The organism is Frankia sp. CgMI4, assembly GCF_001756285.1.
Taxonomy (GTDB): Bacteria; Actinomycetota; Actinomycetes; order Frankiales; family Frankiaceae; genus Frankia; species Frankia casuarinae.
Genome location: NZ_MAQZ01000091.1, coordinates 22260 through 40250, shown reverse-complemented (window position 1 = coordinate 40250; position 17991 = coordinate 22260). Strand labels below are relative to the sequence as shown.

The window sequence follows — 17991 nt, the reverse complement described above, 5'->3', positions numbered from 1 at the left end:
GACGATCGGCACCCCGAGCAGGTCGAACCCACTGCGTTCCGGGGAGTCGTGACTGTGCCGGCCGGGCGAGCGGTCGAGCACGACACCGACGACCGCCCAACCCGACGTCGGATCCCGCTGGGCCAGCCGGACCAGGGTGGCAGCCGACTCCCCGGCCCCGACCACGAGCACCCGGTGCAGGCAGCGGCCCGCCCGGCGCATCCGGTGTAGGAGGCCGCGGCCGACGACCCGACCCACCATGGAGAACAGGGTCGCGGCCGGGAAGGCGATCAGCACGTAACTACGGGCGATCTCCGCCTTCGTCGCGTACGAGGCGATGGCCACCGCCGCGGTGAACCGGGCCGCCGTGTTGACCACCCGCCGGAACTCCTCCGACCCGCCACCGAGGAACCGGCTCTCGTAGGCCCGGTTCAGGGACATCGCCAGCACCCAGGCGAGCGGCAGCAGAACCGTCATGAGGATGTACGGCTTGGAGGACACCGGCTGGGTGCCGAAGTCGACCAGGTCGCCGAATCGCACGAAATACGCGAGCCCCGCTGCCACCACGCAGGCGGCCGCGTCGAACAGGACAAGCAGCCGGACGTAACGCCGTTCCCAGGTCACCTGAGCGCGGTAGCCGCCCGTCTCGACGGCGGCCGGGCTCACCCTCCCCGCGCTGTGCCGCCCGCCGGGCCCGGTGGCCGTGCGGCTCGGCGGTGCGCCGGCGGGCCGGCCGGCCGTTCCCGCCGGCGCGTCCGGCGGGAACGGCATCCCCTGCCCGCCGCGGGTGCGCGGAACGAAGTTCGACCCAGCGGTCGCGCGCGTGCCGCCGGACACCGTCTCCGTCACTCGTGGTCCCCCCCAGCACCGCGACGGTGCGCGTTGACGACACCGACCGGACCCGGCCGAATGGACTGGCCCAGTGGCGCCGGCACGTGCCCGAGCCCGAACGAGGATCCGAGCGGGCCCGGAGGTGTCATCGTCCTCCCCGTTCGGYGGCCCGCGGCACCCCTCGCTCAGACAGCCACGAATTCATCCCTCGGTGGTACATCGACCGGACCTCCAGCGATCTTCCCCCCGCCACTGACTGTGGRCCATCCCGAACGACGAGCCGAACGCACGCATCATCCAGGTCCCGCTGGAGTGTGTCGGCACACACCGGAGCGAACTGGAGTACCGGACGCCGACACGGGTGGCGCTCCGTGGTCACGGGGGCAACGTTACCGGCTGCRCCAAGACGATTTACCAGCGGCCCGGCCAGGCGATGGCGGCGTGGCGCCCCGACCGCCGACCGTGGCGATGGCGTGATCCGTGCGTTTATGGCGACTCACAGTAACAGAGATGCGGTCGTCGGGCAGCGACCGCCATGACGAACCTTCCGAGTCGACGAACCTTCCAAGTCCGCCCACCGATGCGGACATGACGGACACCATCGACCCACGGACGCCTGACGCATACACTGCGCACACAAACAGCGGCGATAATGCTACTCTGCGTTATGGATCGCGGGTCTCGACTCGGGATCCGTCGGCTGCCCGCCCCCGCGGGCGCCGGGGGGTGGGGCTGTGCGATCCGGCGCGCCCCGTGCGACGTCGCCGACGTGATATCGCCGGGGTGATGTCCCCGGGATTGATGTCACCTGGAGTGATTGCCGCCCGGGTGAGGCCGGTGAGCACAGTCACGGGACGGTCGGCGCCTGCCGGACGGGTGGGGGCGCCCAGGCAGGCGCCGGCTGCCGTCCCGGTCCTCCGCCGGTCTACCCGGCAGCCAGCCGCCTCAGGGCAGGGCGGTGACGACGTCCGCCAGCGGCTTGCGGGCACCGGTGTAGAACGGCGTCTCCAGCCTGGTGTGCCGTCGCGCCGCGCTGGCCCGAAGGTGCCGGATGCAGTCGACGATCCGGTGCAGCTCATCCGCCTCGAAGGCGAGCAGCCACTCGTAGTCGCCCAGTCCGAACGAAGCCACCGTGTTGGCCCGGACGTCCTCGTACTCCCGGCCCATGATCCCGTGCTCGGCTAGCATCCCGCGCCGTTCATAGTCCGGCAGCAGGTACCACTCCAGCGAGCGGTTGAACGGGTAGACGCAGAGATAACCGCGGGGGTCCTCCCGCCGGACGAAGGCGGGGATGTGGTTCTGGTTGAACTCCGCCGGCCGGTGCAGGCCGACCGCCGACCACACCGGACGCAGGTGCCCGCCCAGGGCCGTCCGCCGGAACCGCTGGTAGGTCTCCTGCAGCAGGTCCGGGTCCGGGCTCGTCCACCAGACCATCAGGTCCGCATCGGCCCGGTAGCCCGAGATCTCGTAGACACCGCGGGTGTAGACGTCCTTGGCCAGCGCCCCGTCGAGCAGGGCGGTCGCCTCGTCGATCAGCGGGGTCCGCTCGGCGGGTAGCGGACGGTCGGCCGCGAAGACCGACCATCCCGTGTAGAGCAGCTCCGCGTTGAGTTCGCGGGCCGATTTCGTAGACTCCGACATTCCCAGCCTCCTTCACCGGCGGCCGGACGCGGTCCGGGCCGGTGCACGTGATCAGATTCCCGGGCCCACCGGATCGGCCGGACTGCCCTGCGCCGTCCGGGTAGCCCTCAGCACCGCGTGCGCGGCGGTCTCCCCCGACCGGATGCAGGCCGGGATGCCTACACCGTCGTATCCCGCTCCGGCGAGGGCGATCCCCGCTGGAAGCCCCCGGCGCACCGCGGCGATCCGGTTGAGATGACCCGGCAGGTACTGCGGGAGCGCCCCGCCCCAGCGACTCACCCGGGTCGCTACCGGCCGACCGGACAGGCCGGTGATCTGCGCGATCTCCGCCGCCGCCACCCCGGCGAGCTCCACATCCCCGCGCTGCAGGTCCTGTTCGGCACCGGCGCGGCCGATGCTCGCCCGCACCACCGTGAGCCGGTCGGAGCCCAGGTGCGGCCACTTGGCGGACAGGAAGGTGGCCGCCTTCACCGCGGTGCCCGCCCGGGCGGGCACGAGGAATCCGCTGCCGGGTGGCGGCGCGGCGTCCCGGTAGACCAGCGTCACCAGGCCGACCGAGGCGTAGGGCACGCCGGCAAGCGGGGCGGAGGCATGCGGGGCCAGCGGCGCCAGCAGGGCGCGGGCCACCCCGGCAGGCACCGCGAGGATCACGGCGTCGGCCTGGAACGGCCCGAGGGCGTCCGCGCCGCCCACCCGGTCACAGTTGACCTGCCAGCCGCCCGCGGTCTTCGCGATCGAGCGGACGAGCACCCCGGTGCGCACGGTGGCGCCGGACTGCGCCGCCACTCGCGCCGCGAAGGAGCCCAGCCCCCCCCGAAGCGTGGCGAACAGCGGCGCCGTCGAGGTCGTCGTCGCGGGTCCGGTACGGGCCCGCACCCGGTGCGCGCCGAGGAGCAGCGAGCGGTCCTCGGCGAAGATGGGGACGAGCTGGGGCACGGTCGCCCGCAGCGACAGCGCGTCGGCCCGGCCCGCATACACCCCCCCGAGCAGCGGATCCACCAGCAGGTCGACGACTTCGCGCCCGACCCGCGTGCCGACGTAGCGACCGACGGTCGGATCGTCGGCGAAACGCGTCCGCGGCAGCACCAGGTCGGCGGCGGCCCGCACCAGCCCCCACGGGGACAGCACCCGCGAGCGGAGCAGGCCGAGGACGTCGGTCGGCACTCCGAGCAGGGTGTTCGGGGGGATGGGATGCAGCCGGCCGCGGATCCACAGTGAGGCTGACGTCGTGGCCGGATGCACGATCTCGTGCCCGAGCCCGATCTGCCGGGCCAGGCGGAGTCCGTCGGGAACCCGGGCGAGGAARGACTCCGCGCCCTCTTCGACGTCCAGACCCTCGATCGGGGTGGTACGCAGCTTGCCACCGACCCGGTCCGCCGCATCGAGGACGGTCACTTCGGCGTGCCCGGCCAAGKCGCGGGCGGCCGAGAGCCCGGCGATACCCCCACCGACGATCACAACCCGCACGTTCCTGCCGCCCTTCACGTTGAGTGGTGCCGCCCGCCAGCTTTCACCATCGGGCCGGTGCCAGTGAACCGGCCCGATGAAGGCGGATCATCCGCCGTGGATCATCCGCCGTGGACAAGGTCGGCGACGTGCGCGAGCACGCCCGGATCGGTCTGCGGCAGCACCCCGTGGCCGAGGTTGAACACGTGCCCCTCTGCCTCGGCCCCGCGGGCGCAGACGTCGCGCACCTTGGCGGCGAGCACCGGTTCGGGGGCGAAGACCGCGGTCGGGTCGAGGTTTCCCTGCACGGCATGACCGGGCCCGATCCGCCGGGCGGCCTCGTCGAGAGGGACCCGCCAGTCGACGCCGACGACGTCCGCACCCGCCTGGCCCATCGCGGCGAGCAGCTCACCGGTGTTCACACCGAAGTGGATGCGCGGCACCTCACCGGCGAAGGCCGCCAGCACCCGAGCGCTGTGCGGCGCGACGTAGCGACGGTAGTCCGCCTCGTCCAGCGCCCCGGCCCAGGAGTCGAACAGCTGCAGCGCGTCAACGCCGGCATCCACCTGGACGCGCAGGAAGGCGGTGGTGATGTCGGCGAGCCGGGCCAGCAGGGCGTGCCAGAGCTTCGGTTCGCTGTACATCAACGCCTTGGTGCGGGCGTGGTCGCGACTCGGTCCGCCCTCGATGAGGTAGCTCGCGAGGGTGAACGGCGCCCCGGCGAACCCGATCAGCGGGGTTGAACCCAGCTCGGCCAGCAGGAACCGGACCGCGTCGGCCACGTAGGGAACGTCGTCCGGCTCCAGTGCACGCAACGCGGCGAGCCCGACGGCGTCCCGCACGGGCTCGGCCACCACCGGTCCGATCCCGGCGACGATGTCGATGTCGAGGCCGATCGCGACCAGGGGCACCACGATGTCGGAGAAGAAGATCGCCGCGTCCGGCCGGAACCGGCGTACCGGCTGGAGCGTGATCTCCGTGATCATCTCGGCGTCCCGGCAGGAGTCGAGCATGGCGACTCCCGCGCGCAGGGCCCGGTACTCGGGCAGGACCCGCCCGGCCTGACGCATGAACCACACCGGCGTGGTCCCGGGGTGCTCCCGTCGACAGGCACGCAGGAAGGGCGCGGTGTCGGCCAGGCCGGGCCGCCGGGCGAGCGCTGCACCGCTCGGCGGGGGCGAGACGCCACCCGGCCCGGATCCGGGTCGCGCGTCAACGTGGAGGACAGGCATGGGTCGATCGTTGCACGCCTGTGGGAGGTGTGGGAGGACGGCCGTAGCGGGATGGGCCACCACACGGGCCTGACGGCTCCCAGCGGCGAGGACCGGGGAGTACGAACCGGAACGTTGCACATCCGCTATCTTCTACTCTGAGTAGAAGAACTTCCAGGTTCAGCCGGTGTCGGGCGCTCCCGCCCGTCGAGGCGGCGCTCGGCGGACGGGGACGAACGATCGAGCGGACGTGACGAATCCCGCGGTCGCCGTGGCACGGCCACGGCGCGTCCCGGGTCCCGGAGCRCCAAGGCGCCCGAACAGTGGAACACCTCAGTGTCATCTGCTACGCCGTCTGCTACTACACCGTCTGCTACGACGCCATCTGCTACGACGAGGAGTCACCGATGACCGGTCGTGCCCCGAGCGGCGCCTTCCAGCCCCTTGCCCTGGCCCGCGTCGTCTCGCTCGCCGAGGCGTCGTCCTTCCTTCTGCTGCTCGTCGCGACCGCGATCAAATACGGTGCCGGCTACCCGATCGGCGTGCGGATCCTCGGCCCGATCCACGGCGTGCTCTTCCTCACCTATTGCGCCCTCATCGGCTACCTCTCGATGGTCGGGCGCTGGCGCCGTAAGCGGACCGTACTCGCGCTGATCGCCGCGGTGCTGCCTGTCGCCCCGTTCTTCGTCGAGCGGCACTGGCTGCGCGGCGACGCCGTCCGGCTGGGCAACGCGGAGCCGGCACGCCCCACCTCGAAGCCGGCCGGCCAGGCGGGCTGAGCCTGGGGCCGGCCCGACCCCACCGGCCCACAGACCGGGCGATCCGCCCCGCACCGCCCCGAGACGGGCTCACGCGACACGCCGGAGAGAATGCACGGACATCCGCTCGTCCCGTGGCACCGTCAGTCCGGTCGGAATTGGGGTAGAGGGTGCGCGTCATCCCGCGTTCCTCTCCCTCCGGCCGTGGCGAATGGCGCGCGATCCGYGGTTATGCGCCCACCACGATCCAACGGGACGCATCACGGGCAGACGTGCGCGGGGAGTGGTGGTCGAGTGGAACAGGTCCGGATGAGCGCCGAGGATCACATCGTTCTCGTCTGCATCGCATGCCGCGACGAGCGCATCTTCGAGCAACCTCCGTGCTCCGACGGGCACGGTGACGACTGCCCGGAGTGGGCCTGCACCTCCTGTGGCACCGCGGTGCTGGTCGGGCCGGCCCCCGCGGAGCGGCCGACGACCCGGCCGAGGCCCGTGCGCGAGACCCCCGCAGTCCGAGATCTCCGCGGCCGCGATCGTGCCGCCGCGCGGATCCCGGCGTGAGCCTGCACAGTTCCGCCCCTCAGCCGGGGTACTCCGGACACCGGCTCACCGGTTCCCGCCCGCACGCAACGGGACCGAACCCGTACGCTCCGGCGTCTGGCCAKCATGATCACGACCGACGTCCTACCGTTGCCGTCATGGGGGTCGCGCAGTCATCCGAGGCGAGCCCTCCGATCTTCCTCGCGGTCACCGACGCCCTGCGCGCGGGGATCGCGCGGCTACGCCCGGAGGTGGCGGTGCACGAGGTGGCGGCACCCACCCGGGTCGCGCCGTTCTCCTTCGCTCTGGCCGGCGGGCTGACCGGGGACGAGGCCGACACCGCGGCCGGCCGGCTCATCCTGCTCATGGATCCCCAGGGACAGCCGGCCTGGCAGGGCACGGCCCGCATCGTCTGCTACGCCCGCGCGAGCATCGACCGGGAGATCGCCGGCGATCCCCTGCTCGCCGAGGTCGCCTGGTCGTGGCTGCGGGAATCATTGGAGGCGCACGGCGCGGGCGTGCGCGCCCTGGGCGGCACGGTCACGGCCACCGCGTCACAACGCTTCGGTGTGCTCGCGGCCGACGGGGACAGTTTCGACGTGGAGCTGCGCTGCTCCTGGTCACCCGACTGGGCGGAGACCGCCCTCGCATCCGACCGCGGCCCCGCGGGGCCGGACACGCAGGGCCGGCTGCCTTGGAGCGCCTCGGCGACGGTCGCCCACCTGCTCGCGTTCGGGGACCTGCTCGCGGCCATGGCCGGGCTTCCCCCACAACTGTCCKGAGTCATCACGCTACCAACTCGCCGGAGTTGACCGCGTCACACCGGCCCGCCGGACGGACAGCACCGCACCACCCACCGCGCGCCGCGGCCGACCTTCCACCGCGCACACCTCCCATTACCACGTCGTTACAAAGCGTATAAATAACGCGATTCGCTGTAGGACACGGCTACCTCCGTCAGGATTCAGACGTACGATCACCGATCGTGACGTCGACGGTTCCTGAATCAACACAGCAGGTCAGCGGGGGTGTCAGCGCAGAGGTGGAGGTACAGCCCAGCACCGGTGCTCATGAGCCCATCCCGCTGCTCATCCCTGCGGACGGGGTACCCCCCGTCATCGTTGACACCGCGGAACTCGCCGCGGCGGCGGAACGCCTCGCGGCCGGCATCGGGCCGGTCGCGTTCGACGCCGAACGTGCGTCCGGTTACCGGTACAGCCAGCGGGCCTACCTCGTCCAGATCCGACGGCGGGGCACGGGCTCGCTGCTCCTCGATCCGATCGCGCTCGAGGATCTGAGCGTCATCCAGGACGCGGTGGGCGGGGTCGAATGGGTGCTGCACGCCGCCAGCCAGGACCTTCCGTGCCTGTCCGARCTCGGTCTGCGGCCGAGTCTGCTGTTCGACACGGAGCTCGCCGGCCGGTTGCTGGGCTACGAACGGGTCGGGCTGGGGATAATGGTCGAACGGGTGCTGGGCTACGGGCTGGAGAAGGGCCATTCGGCCGCGGACTGGTCGACCCGCCCGCTTCCCGAGCCGTGGCTGCGCTACGCGGCACTCGACGTCGAGCTGCTGGTGGAGTTGCGCGACGCGCTCGAGGCGGAGCTGATCGAACAGAACAAGATCGAGTTTGCCCGGCAGGAGTTCGCCGCGATCGTCGCGGCCCCGCCACGCGAGCCACGGGCCGRGCCGTGGCGCCGGACGAGCGGGATCCACCGAGCCCGGTCCCGCCGCCAGCTGGCGGCGGTCCGGGCGATGTGGACCGCCCGGGACCGGCTAGCTCGTACCCGTGACGTCGCGCCGGGTCGCGTCCTCCCGGACAGCGCGATCATGGACGCCGTGCTGAACGCCCCCACCGACGCGGCCGCGCTGGTCCGGCTGCCCATCTTCTCCGGACCACGGATCCGCCGCACCGCGAACGTCTGGCTCGACGCCCTGCGTGGCGCCGCCGCACTGCCCGAGGAGGAGCTGCCCGCCCCGGCCGGACCGGGCGGCGACGGTCTGCCGCCGCCCAACCGCTGGGCCGAGCGCGACCCGGTGGCCGCGTCGCGGCTGGCCCGGGTGCGGGCCGCGCTGGCCGCCCTCGCCGCCGCCCACACGATGCCGGTGGAAAACCTCCTCGAGCCCGCGTTGTCCCGGCGGCTCGCCTGGTCCCCGCCGAATCCCCTGACGGACACGGCCGTCGCCGGGGCGCTGCGGACCGGCGGGGCACGCCCCTGGCAGATCAAGCTGACGGCCGCTCCCCTGCTCACCGTCCTCGCCGAGCCGCCGGCCGAACCGACGGAACCGGCCGAACCGGCCGAACCGGCAGCCGAGCCGGCGGGCTGACGACCGGATCCGCGGGTCGTGGGCCAGGGACGGACCGGCGCATCACGGCATCGGCCTCCCCGGGCATCCGGCATCCATGGCTCCGGGATGTCTACCGGCTGGTAACCGCTGCCGTAGGCTAGCCGTGCCGGCGGTATCCGCGCCGGTGCCGGCTGGCTGTCCAGGCCCTGGAACCGGGTTTCGGACAACGGCCGACGTTCGACGGCGACGAACCGGCGGTCGGTGGCGGCCGCGGGTCGGGAGGTCCCGTGTTCGGATCATCCAGAAACTTCGTACGCGACGTCGTGTTCGTCGACGGGGTCCGAACCCCGTTCGGGAAGGCCAAGGGCGTCTACGCCGAGACCCGTGCCGACGATCTGATCGTGCGGGTGATCCGGGAGCTGCTGCGACGCAATCCTTCCCTCCCCCCCGAGCGGATCGACGAGGTGGCGATCGCGGCCACCACCCAGATCGGCGATCAAGGCCTGACCATCGGCCGGGTCGCCGCCATCCTGTCCGGGTTGCCGGAAACGGTGCCGGGCTTCGCGATCGACCGGATGTGCGCAGGCGCCGTCACGGCGGTGACCACGACGGCCTCGTCGATCGCCGTCGGCGCCTACGACGTGGCCGTGGCCGGCGGGGTGGAACACATGGGCCGCCACCCGATGGGCGAAGGCGCCGACCTCAACCCCCGGTTCGTCGCCGAACGGCTCGTGGACACCTCCGCGCTGGTGATGGGCTCGACCGCCGAGAACCTGCACGACCGGTACCCCAAGATCACCAAATCGCGGGCGGACGCCTTCGCTCTGGCCTCCCAGGAGAAGGTCGCCAAGGCGTACGCGAACGGTCAGATCCAGCCCGACCTCGTCCCGGTGGCCGCCCGGCACGTCGAGACGGGCTGGGAGTTCGTCACCGTCGACGAGCCGCCGCGACCGGACACCACGCAGGCGGGGCTCGCCGGGCTGCGCACGCCGTTCCGGCCGCACGGGCGGGTGACCGCGGGCAACTCCGCCGGGCTCAACGACGGCGCCACCGGCTGCCTGCTCGCCGCCGCCGAGGTGGCGGCCGAGCTAAGCCTGCCGGCGAAGATGAGCCTGGTGGGTTTCGCGTTCGCCGGAGTCCCCCCCGAGGTGATGGGCGTCGGGCCGATCCCGTCGACGGAGAAGGCGCTGGCCCGCACCGGCCTGACCATCGACGACATCGGCCTGTTCGAGCTGAACGAGGCCTTCGCCGTGCAGGTCCTGGCCTTCCTCGACCACTTCGGCATCGCCGAGGACGATCCCCGGGTCAACCCGTACGGCGGGGCCATCGCGTTCGGTCACCCACTGGCGTCCAGCGGGGTGCGCCTGATGACCCAGCTCGCCCGGCAGTTCGCCGAGCATCCCGAGGTGCGCTATGGCATGACGGCGATGTGCGTGGGTCTCGGCATGGGCGCCACCACGATCTGGGCGAATCCGCACCACGCCGCGGCCAACTGAGCAGGTACGACGACCGAGCAGGCACGACGACCGACCCGGGACGACCCGTCCGACACGACCGGGCCCGCGGCGGAACCGAGGGGAGATCCATGACCATCGACGAGGTGACCCTGTCCTTCCCGGGCGAGGTCGTCACGGCCGCCCACGTCCGCTACGCGCGGCTGCCCGAGGTGGCCGGGCCCGTCGCCCTGATCACCCTCGACAACGGTCATGACCACACCCGGCCGAACACCTTCGGCCCGGCCGGCCTGCGGTCCCTGCTCGCCGCCGTCGACGAGATCGAGGCGCACGACCCGCCGGTCGCCGCGATCGCCGTCACCGGCAAGCCGTTCATCTTCAGCGTGGGTGYGGACCTGTCCTTCCGCTCATCGCTCACCGACCCGGAGCGGATCCGCCCCTCGCTCGCGGCGCTCGGCCGCCTCGGGCACGAGGCCTTCGCCCGGGTGGGTGAGGGTCGCCTGGGTGACCGGAAGGTCCCGACCTTCGCCCTCGTCAACGGGGCGGCGCTGGGCGGCGGGCTGGAGCTGGCCCTGCACTGCGACTACCGGGCGCTGTCCGCCGGCATTCCCGCACTCGCCTTCCCAGAGGTCTTCCTCGGCCTCGTCCCGGGCTGGGGMGGCACCCAGCTGCTGCCCAACCTCATCGGCGCCGAACGGGCGGTGTCCGTCGTCATCGGCAACGCGCTCAGCCAGAACCGCATGCTGCGCGGCCGGCAGGCGTTCGAGCTGGGTCTCGGGGACGTGCTGCTGGAGCCGGCGGACTTCCTGGCGGAGGCGCTGCGCTGGGTGGGCCAGGTGCTGCGCGGCGATGTCGACCCGGTGGCCGCCCGCGCGCCGGTCGAGCGGGGGGCGGGCTGGGCGGAGGCGATCGCACGGGGCCGGACGCTCGCCGACGCGAAGCTGCACGGGGCCGCGCCGGCCGCCTACCGGGCGTTGGACCTCCTCGCGCTCGCCGAGACCGCCGACCGCGCCACCGGGTACGCGGCCGAGACCGAGGCCCTCGCCGATCTGTCCGTCAGCGACGAACTCGCCGCCAGCCTGTACTCCTTCGACCTCGTGCAGAAGCGGGCGAAGCGGCCGGTGGGCGGGCCGGACCCGGCGCTGGCCCGGCCCGTGACGAAGGTCGGGGTGGTCGGCGCCGGCCTCATGGCAAGCCAGCTCGCCCTCGTGTTCGCGCACCGGCTCGAGGTGCCGGTGGTGCTCACCGACATCGACCAGGCCCGGCTCGACGCCGGGGTCGCGGGGGTCCACCAGGAGGTCGACAACCTCCTGCTGCGCCACCGCATCACCCCCGACCAGGCGAACCGCTACAAGGCGAACGTCACCGGATCCCTGACCAAGGACGCCTTCGCGGACGCGGACCTCGTCATCGAGGCCGTCTTCGAGAACCTGGCCGTCAAGCGGACCGTGCTCGCGGAGCTCGAGGCCGTCGTGGCGCCCACGGCCGTGCTCCTGACGAACACCTCGGCGCTGTCGGTCACCGAGATGGCCGCTGGGCTCGATCATCCCGAACGGGTAGCCGGGCTGCACTTCTTCAATCCGGTGTCGGTCCTCCCCCTGGTCGAGGTGGTCCGCGCTGCCCGCAGCGACGACGCCACCATCGCGACGACGCTGGCCGTGGCGAAGAACCTGAAGAAGAACGCGGTCCTGGTCGCCGATGCCCCGGCGTTCGTCGTCAACCGGCTGCTGACGCGGTTCCTCGGGGAGGTGCTCGGCGCGACAGAGGGCGGTACGCCGCTCGAGGAGGCCGACCACGCCCTCGATCCGCTGGGGCTGCCGATGTCCCCGATGACCCTGCTCGCCCTCGTCGGGCCGCCGGTCGCCCTGCACGTCGCGGAGACACTGCACGCGGCGTTCCCGGACCGGTTCCGGCGGCCGACGGCTCTCGCCCGGCTGGTCGAGGCGGGCCGGAGCGGCGTCTACACCACGGGCCCGGACGGCGTCCAGACCGTCGACCCGGACGCCGCCGCGCTCATCTTCACGCCGTCCCCGGCCGCCACCCCGCTGACCGGGGACGAGGTACGCGAGGCGGCGCTGCGGGCGCTCGCCGAGGAGATCCATCTGATGCTGACCGAGAAGATCGTCGCGGAGGCCGCCGACATCGACCTGTGCATGATCCTCGGCGCCGGCTGGCCGTTCCACCTCGGCGGCATCACGCCCTACCTGGACCGTAGCGGCATCAGCGAGGCCGTCACCGGGCAGCGCTTCGCCCCGCCGGGGGTCGCCACCCTGCGCTGATCCAATCGGCCGCCCTGACCATCGGCGCCGGTCAGGCCGTGCGGACCGGTGGCTCGTCGTCGCCACCGCCGCGTCGGCCATCGCCGGGGGAATCATCGAACGGGCCCGGCTGCTGAAGATCCGGGGGCAGCGACGGGTCCAAGGAGAACGGGGCGCCGGGCGTCAGCAGGCAGTAGCTTCCGGATTCCTTTCCCACCTGGTACGTCTCGTGGCTCGCCGCGGCGCTGCCGCGCCGGACGTCGACCTGAACCTCCCGGACCGTCGGGGAACCCACGGACCGGTGGATCTGCACTCTTCGCACGGCGAACGAGGCGATACCGCCCTGGACATCGTCCAGAGCCCGCATGATGATGGCGAACTCGGACGCTGGGCGGCGTTCCTGGACCGACGGGCAGAGGCGGACGTAAGCGGCCTCGTAGCGCGAGTCCCTGACCTCCATCAGGTAGGCGCGGACGGCGTTGGCAGGGCCGTCGGTGGAGCGGAGGAGCAGGAACAGACCGGTTCCGCCCGCGCCGGTCAGGAGGGCGAGCACGAGGACGAGCGGGATCAGCCACCGGGCCCGACTACGGCGGGGTGCCGGCGGCCCGCCCGGCCACCCGGGGCCGCCCCACGAGATCGGCGGGACGGGCGGGGGCCACCCGGGTGGCCGTTGCGGGTCATGGTGCACCCCCCACCCTCCTCCCACTTTCCTCACATTCGCTCCTGCATCGCATCATCAGTACACAACAGCCGAGCACCCCGCTGCCGTAGGGCGACACCGACGAGCGCCCAGACCAGGTCGGCGATCGTGGCGAGAAGCCGCGCCACCAACGCGACCAGGGTCGCCGGCCCGCTGGCGACCGCCGGCGCCAGCGCCAGCACCAGCACCGCCTCCCGCACCCCCGCCCCGGCGGGCAGCACCAGTACCAGGAATCCGGCGGTCCAGGCCAGGGCATAGGCCCCGAGGGAGAGCAGCAACAGCCGGCCGCCACCGACCGCCGGATGCAGATCCCGGACGAGCAGCCAGGTCGCCACCCCATAGCAGCAGAAGCTGAGCAGCAACCAGCCGGCTCCGGCGGYGACGGCCCGCGGGGGCAGCGGTTCGGTCAGCGGTGGGCGGCGCAGCAGCCGGAATGCCAGCGCCAGCAGGCGGGACAGCACCGGGGGACAGAGCACGACGACGAAGACGGGCACGACCGCCAGCGCCCACCAGTAGTCGGCGAGCGCCTGCGCGGAGACGAACGGCAGGGTGACCGCCGCGGCGAGCCCCCCGCTCGGCACCGCGAGCGCCAACACGACCAGGCTCGCCGAAGCCGCCTTCGGCCGGGAGACGCCGTGGTCGCGGGAGAGCTCCATCTGCGCGAGCACCGGCCACACGCTGCCCGGGATATATTTGCCGATCTGCCCGACGAAGAAGATCCGCACAGCGGCCCGCAGGGGAAGCGCGGCGCCCAACCCCCCCAGCAACGCCCGCCAGGACAACACGGTGGTACCGACGGCAAGCACGGTGACCACACCCGAGGCCACCACGCCGCCCACGGTGAGCGAGCGGACGGACTCCTCGATCTCGTTCCACTGGCTGACCATGGCGAGAACCAGTAGCCCGAGGGCCACCAGAAGCGCACCACGCACGGCCCACCAGCGTGGGCCGTGCCCAGCCCGGCGGCGGGAGGCGGCGCCCTGGCGCGCCGACACGGTGTGCTCACCCACCTGGTCAGCCTAGGACGGCGGTCGGGCCGCCACCGCGCCGGGCCCCGACACGGTGGCGGATCCCGACACGGTGGCGGGTCCTTGCCCGTCGGACCCCGATGACCGGGCGGCACCCGGGTGCGTCCGGGATCAGCGCACCCGAGTCAGAGCACCGGGATCAGCGCACCCGAGTCAGAGCACCGGGGTCAGCGCGCCGCGGTCAGCGCTGGTCGCCGATGGCCTCRCCGGCCCGCTCGCCCGCCGGGGCCGCTTCGCCGGGCGAGGTCGGGTCGTCCTCGATCRCCGGCTGGCGCTTCGCGACGGCCTCGACGACCTTGCGGGCGAGGTCCTGCGGGGCAAGCCCGACCTCGGCCATGACCTCGTCCCGCTTGCCGTGGTCGAGGAAGCGCTGGGCGATGCCGAAGTCCCGCAGGGGCACGTCAACGTCGGCGTCGCGCAGCAGCTGGGCCAGCGCCGCCCCGACCCCGCCGACCCGGCCGTTATCCTCGACGGTGACGACGAGGTCGTGGGCGCGGGCAAGATCGATCAGCGCCGGGTCCAGTGGCTTGACCCACCGCGGGTCGACAACGGTGATGCCGATGCCCTGGCTCGCGACCCGCTCCGCGACCTCCAGGCAGGTGGCGGCCATCGCGCCGATGGAGACCAGCAGCACCTCGCGGCGCTGGRCCACCTTCGGCGAACGGTAGAGCACGTCCACCCCGCCGACCGTGTCAATCGCCGGCACGTCCACGGCGACCTTGCCCTTGGGGAAACGCACGACGGTCGGGCCGTCGGTGTCACCCACGGCCTCACGCAGCTCCGCCCGCAGGGTCGGCGCGTCCCGCGGGGCGGCGATCGCGAGCCCCGGGACGACCTGCAGGAACGACAGGTCCCACATGCCGTTGTGCGACGCCCCGTCCTMCCCGGTGATGCCGGCCCGATCGAGCACGAACGTCACGGGCTGGCGGTGCAGGGCGACGTCCATCAGGACCTGGTCGAACGCGCGGTTGAGGAACGTGGCGTAGAGACACACGACGGGCTTGAGCCCACCCATCGCGAGCCCGGCGGCCGAGGTGACGGCGTGCTGCTCGGCGATACCGACGTCGAACACCCGGTCCGGGTAGGCCTTGGCGAAGGCGCCGAGACCAACCGGCTGGAGCATCGCGGCGGTCAGCGTGACGACGTCGGGCCGCTCGGAACCGATCTGCACGATCTCGTCCGAGAAGATGCTCGTCCAGCTGATGGTCTTCGACGTCGACACCGGCTTGCCGGTCGCCGGGTCGATGATGCCGACGCCGTGGAAGTTGTCGGCGTCGTCCTGCTCCGCCGGCGGGTAGCCGAAGCCCTTGCGGGTCACGCAGTGGACGATGACGGGCCCGCCGAAATCCCGAGCCCGGCGCAGGGCCGACTCGACCGCGACGACGTCGTGGCCGTCGACCGGGCCGACGTACTTCAGGCCGAGGTCCTCGAACATGCCCTGCGGCTGGACGACGTCTTTGATGCCCTTCTTGATGCCGTGCAGCGCGTCGAACAGCGGGGGGCCGACCAGCGGGGTGCGGCCGAGGACCTGCTTGACGACGTCGAGGACCTGCTCGTACTCGGGCGCCAGCCGCAGCGCGGCGAGGTGGTCGGCGAGGCCGCCGATCGTCGGTGCGTAGGAGCGGYCGTTGTCGTTGACGACGATGACGACGGGCCGGTCGTCGGCGGCGATGTTGTTCAGCGCCTCCCAGCACATCCCGCCGGTCAGGGCGCCGTCACCGACGACGGCGACGACGGCCCGGTCCTCACCACGCAGCGCGTAGGCACGCRACAGCCCGTCGGCGTAGGACAGGGCGGTCGAGGCGTGCGAATTCTCGATGATGTCGTGCTCGGACTCGRCCCGGCTGGGGTAGCCGGAAAGGCCACCCCGCTGGCGCAGCCCGGAGAAATCGTCCGCCCGGCCGGTCAGAATCTTGTGCACATAGGACTGATGGCCGGTGTCCCAAAGGATGCGGTCGAATGGCGAATCAAACACACGATGTATTGCCAACGTCAGCTCGACAGCCCCCAGATTCGGCCCGAGGTGACCTCCCGTACGCGCGACTGCGTGAATGAGGAAATCACGGATCTCGGCCGCCAGGGTGGCGAGCTCCTCGTGGTCGAGGCGCTTGACGTCCTGCGGACTACTGATCGTGGACAGAAGCGACACGGCGTGAACTCCCTCTCCCGAAAGGGGATCGGTCCGGGTCCGRCAAAGTCTACGCAGCCCGTCTGGCCCCTTGCAGACGGGCACCCGACATGTGAGTTCCTCGTAGACCGTCAGGCAATAGGCCTGATCGCGGTAGAATCCACCTCCCCGGTTGTCCACTATTGGTCCGGATCCGAGTACGCGGATGCACACACTCTGTCGGCGTGGCGCGCGGGCGACACGCCGGCACGACCAGGTCGTGTCGGGAGCGGCCGGAAGTGGAGTCCACGGCCTTCCGGCGACACTTCTGGTACCGACGCAATCACACCAGGTTCGGATTCCGGTCCGCGCCGCGCGGCTCGAGCAGTGCCACGCACTCGACGTGGGCGGTCATCGGAAACAGGTCGAAGGCGCGCAACACGACGAGGTCGTAGCCCGCGGCCGCCGCGGCGGCGAGGTCCCGACCCAGCGCGACAGGATCGCAGGCGACGTAGGCGACCGCGCGGGGGCGATGGGCGAGCAGCGCGGCCACCACCGCCGGGCCCGCCCCGGTGCGCGGCGGGTCGAGCACCGCGAGATCGACCCGGCCGGCCGGCCCGCCCGTACCGACCACCCCACGAACGGTAGCCGGCGTCACCCGCAACGCCCGCAGCGAGACCCATGGCAGATCGGCGAGGTTGTTCGCCGCGGCCGCGACCGACGCGGCGTCGGACTCCAGCGCGATGACGCGGCCAGYGGCGCCGACATCCTCCGCGAGGAACGCCGCGAACAGGCCCGTCCCGGCATACAGGTCGAGCGCGGTCTCCCCGGCTCGGGGACGCAGGGCCTCGCGGACCGCGTCCACCAGCACGCCGGGAGCCGCCGGATGGACCTGCCAGAACACCTCCGGCCCGAGCCGGAACCTCCGCCCCCCCACCACCTCGACGACCTCCCCGGGGGCTCCGACCTCCCCGGGATCCTCGCCGGTCCCGGCGTGCTCGTCGTTGACGACCGTCCCGGCACCGGCGGGATGCACCGCCACGGCCACCTGCCCGGTCGCCGGGCTGGCCGCGACCTCGACGGCGTCGGCCCCAGGAAACCGCCGGCCGGCGAGCGCCGCGAGGACGAGGGGGTGGGCGATGCGGCAGTCCGGCGTCGCCACCACCTCGTGCGAGCGGCTCGCCCGCAGCCCGACCTCGCCGCCGGCCGTCACCGCGAAGCGCATCCGGGTCCGCCACGCCAGTCCGTCGTCGGCGCCACCGGGCCGGTCGGATCCGGTCAGCCGCTCCGGACCGCCGACGGGCACCGCCTCGACCAGCACCTCCAGCGCCGGCTCGGCGCCGGGTCCGGCCTCGGCCGCCGTCCCTAGGCCGGACCCGGCGTGCGCGGGGCTGACCCGGGCGTCGAGGCCGCCGAACCGCCGAAGGGCGTCGGCCACGACCTCGGCCTTACCGCGCCGCTGCGCCGCGAGGCCGGCATGCTGCCAGTCGCACCCCCCGCACAACCCTGGACCGGTGTGCGGGCAGGGCGCGACCACCCGGTCCGGCGAGGGCGTCAGGACGGCGACCGCGTCCGCCCGCCAGTACCGCTCGTGGGAGGCGTCGGTAACTCGGGCACGAATCCGTTCGCCGGGCAGGGCATGGCGGACGAACACCACCCGACCGCCCGAGCGGGCGACGCAGAAGCCGCCGTGGGCCACCGGCCCGACGTCGAGGTCGAGCAGCGAGCCGACCGCGATCCCCGGCACGCGG

Annotated in this window: 13 protein-coding genes and 1 pseudogene; 6 read left to right on the top strand and 8 right to left on the bottom strand. The window is 72.6% G+C overall.

The features are described from left to right. The 4 genes and pseudogenes from Manayef4_RS16775 to hemE all read right to left on the bottom strand — a co-directional run. Window positions 1-828: pseudogene (locus Manayef4_RS16775) on the bottom strand (sugar transferase); the annotation flags it as partial. A 927-nt stretch (window positions 829-1755) separates the two neighbouring features. Further along, window positions 1756-2451, bottom strand: a complete 696-nt coding sequence (hemQ, locus tag Manayef4_RS16770; RefSeq protein ID WP_011435779.1) for a hydrogen peroxide-dependent heme synthase — start codon at window positions 2449-2451, stop codon at window positions 1756-1758. Between the two features lie 51 nt (window positions 2452-2502). Continuing rightward, on the bottom strand, window positions 2503-3918 hold the full coding sequence (gene hemG / locus Manayef4_RS16765) for a protoporphyrinogen oxidase (RefSeq protein WP_070132207.1): 1416 nt from the start codon (window positions 3916-3918) through the stop codon (window positions 2503-2505). A gap of 101 nt (window positions 3919-4019) precedes the next feature. Continuing rightward, window positions 4020-5129, bottom strand: coding sequence for a uroporphyrinogen decarboxylase (hemE, locus tag Manayef4_RS16760; RefSeq protein ID WP_011435777.1), 1110 nt, complete (start codon window positions 5127-5129; stop codon window positions 4020-4022). Between the two features lie 386 nt (window positions 5130-5515). Here hemE and Manayef4_RS16755 point away from each other — a divergent pair, with 386 nt between their 5' ends. The 6 genes from Manayef4_RS16755 (at window position 5516) to Manayef4_RS16730 (ending at window position 12426) form a co-directional block, all read left to right on the top strand. Beyond that, window positions 5516-5887: a DUF3817 domain-containing protein gene (locus tag Manayef4_RS16755; protein ID WP_035732950.1), complete on the top strand. Its 372-nt coding sequence runs from the start codon at window positions 5516-5518 to the stop codon at window positions 5885-5887. 288 nt (window positions 5888-6175) lie between these two features. After that, entirely contained in the window at window positions 6176-6427 is a 252-nt protein-coding gene (locus Manayef4_RS16750) for a hypothetical protein (protein WP_023841679.1), read from the top strand. Between the two features lie 137 nt (window positions 6428-6564). Further along, complete coding sequence (locus Manayef4_RS16745; protein ID WP_070132205.1) at window positions 6565-7218, top strand: DUF3000 domain-containing protein; 654 nt, start codon at window positions 6565-6567, stop codon at window positions 7216-7218. Between the two features lie 173 nt (window positions 7219-7391). Beyond that, window positions 7392-8732, top strand: a complete 1341-nt coding sequence (locus Manayef4_RS16740) for an HRDC domain-containing protein (RefSeq protein WP_070132204.1) — start codon at window positions 7392-7394, stop codon at window positions 8730-8732. 248 nt (window positions 8733-8980) lie between these two features. Continuing rightward, window positions 8981-10189 carry an acetyl-CoA C-acyltransferase gene (locus Manayef4_RS16735; protein WP_011435773.1) on the top strand — a complete coding sequence of 403 codons (1209 nt, stop codon included), beginning with the start codon at window positions 8981-8983 and terminating at the stop codon, window positions 10187-10189. An 89-nt stretch (window positions 10190-10278) separates the two neighbouring features. Next, window positions 10279-12426, top strand: coding sequence for a 3-hydroxyacyl-CoA dehydrogenase NAD-binding domain-containing protein (locus tag Manayef4_RS16730; protein WP_070132203.1), 2148 nt, complete (start codon window positions 10279-10281; stop codon window positions 12424-12426). Window positions 12427-12457: 31 nt separating this feature from the next. On the opposite strand, the gene Manayef4_RS16725 is transcribed toward Manayef4_RS16730, so the two are convergent. The 4 genes from Manayef4_RS16725 to Manayef4_RS16710 form a co-directional block, all read right to left on the bottom strand. Further along, window positions 12458-13093 (bottom strand): hypothetical protein, encoded by a 636-nt coding sequence (locus Manayef4_RS16725; protein WP_023841681.1) that lies wholly within the window; start codon window positions 13091-13093, stop codon window positions 12458-12460. A gap of 23 nt (window positions 13094-13116) precedes the next feature. Further along, on the bottom strand, window positions 13117-14115 hold the full coding sequence (locus tag Manayef4_RS16720; RefSeq protein ID WP_070132202.1) for a lysylphosphatidylglycerol synthase domain-containing protein: 999 nt from the start codon (window positions 14113-14115) through the stop codon (window positions 13117-13119). Between the two features lie 199 nt (window positions 14116-14314). Beyond that, complete coding sequence (gene dxs, locus Manayef4_RS16715) at window positions 14315-16282, bottom strand: 1-deoxy-D-xylulose-5-phosphate synthase (RefSeq protein ID WP_070132201.1); 1968 nt, start codon at window positions 16280-16282, stop codon at window positions 14315-14317. Window positions 16283-16583: 301 nt separating this feature from the next. Further along, complete coding sequence (locus tag Manayef4_RS16710; RefSeq protein WP_070132200.1) at window positions 16584-17987, bottom strand: TRAM domain-containing protein; 1404 nt, start codon at window positions 17985-17987, stop codon at window positions 16584-16586. Window positions 17988-17991: the final 4 nt, after the last annotated feature.

What these genes read in the sequence shown, in the direction of transcription:
- hemE (WP_011435777.1), bottom strand. Translation starts at nt 5,129, where the DNA reads ATGCCTGTCCTCCACGTTGACGCGCGACCCGGATCCGGGCCGGGTGGC.
- Manayef4_RS16755 (WP_035732950.1), top strand. Translation starts at nt 5,516, where the DNA reads ATGACCGGTCGTGCCCCGAGCGGCGCCTTCCAGCCCCTTGCCCTGGCC.
- Manayef4_RS16750 (WP_023841679.1), top strand. Translation starts at nt 6,176, where the DNA reads ATGAGCGCCGAGGATCACATCGTTCTCGTCTGCATCGCATGCCGCGAC.
- hemQ (WP_011435779.1), bottom strand. Translation starts at nt 2,451, where the DNA reads ATGTCGGAGTCTACGAAATCGGCCCGCGAACTCAACGCGGAGCTGCTC.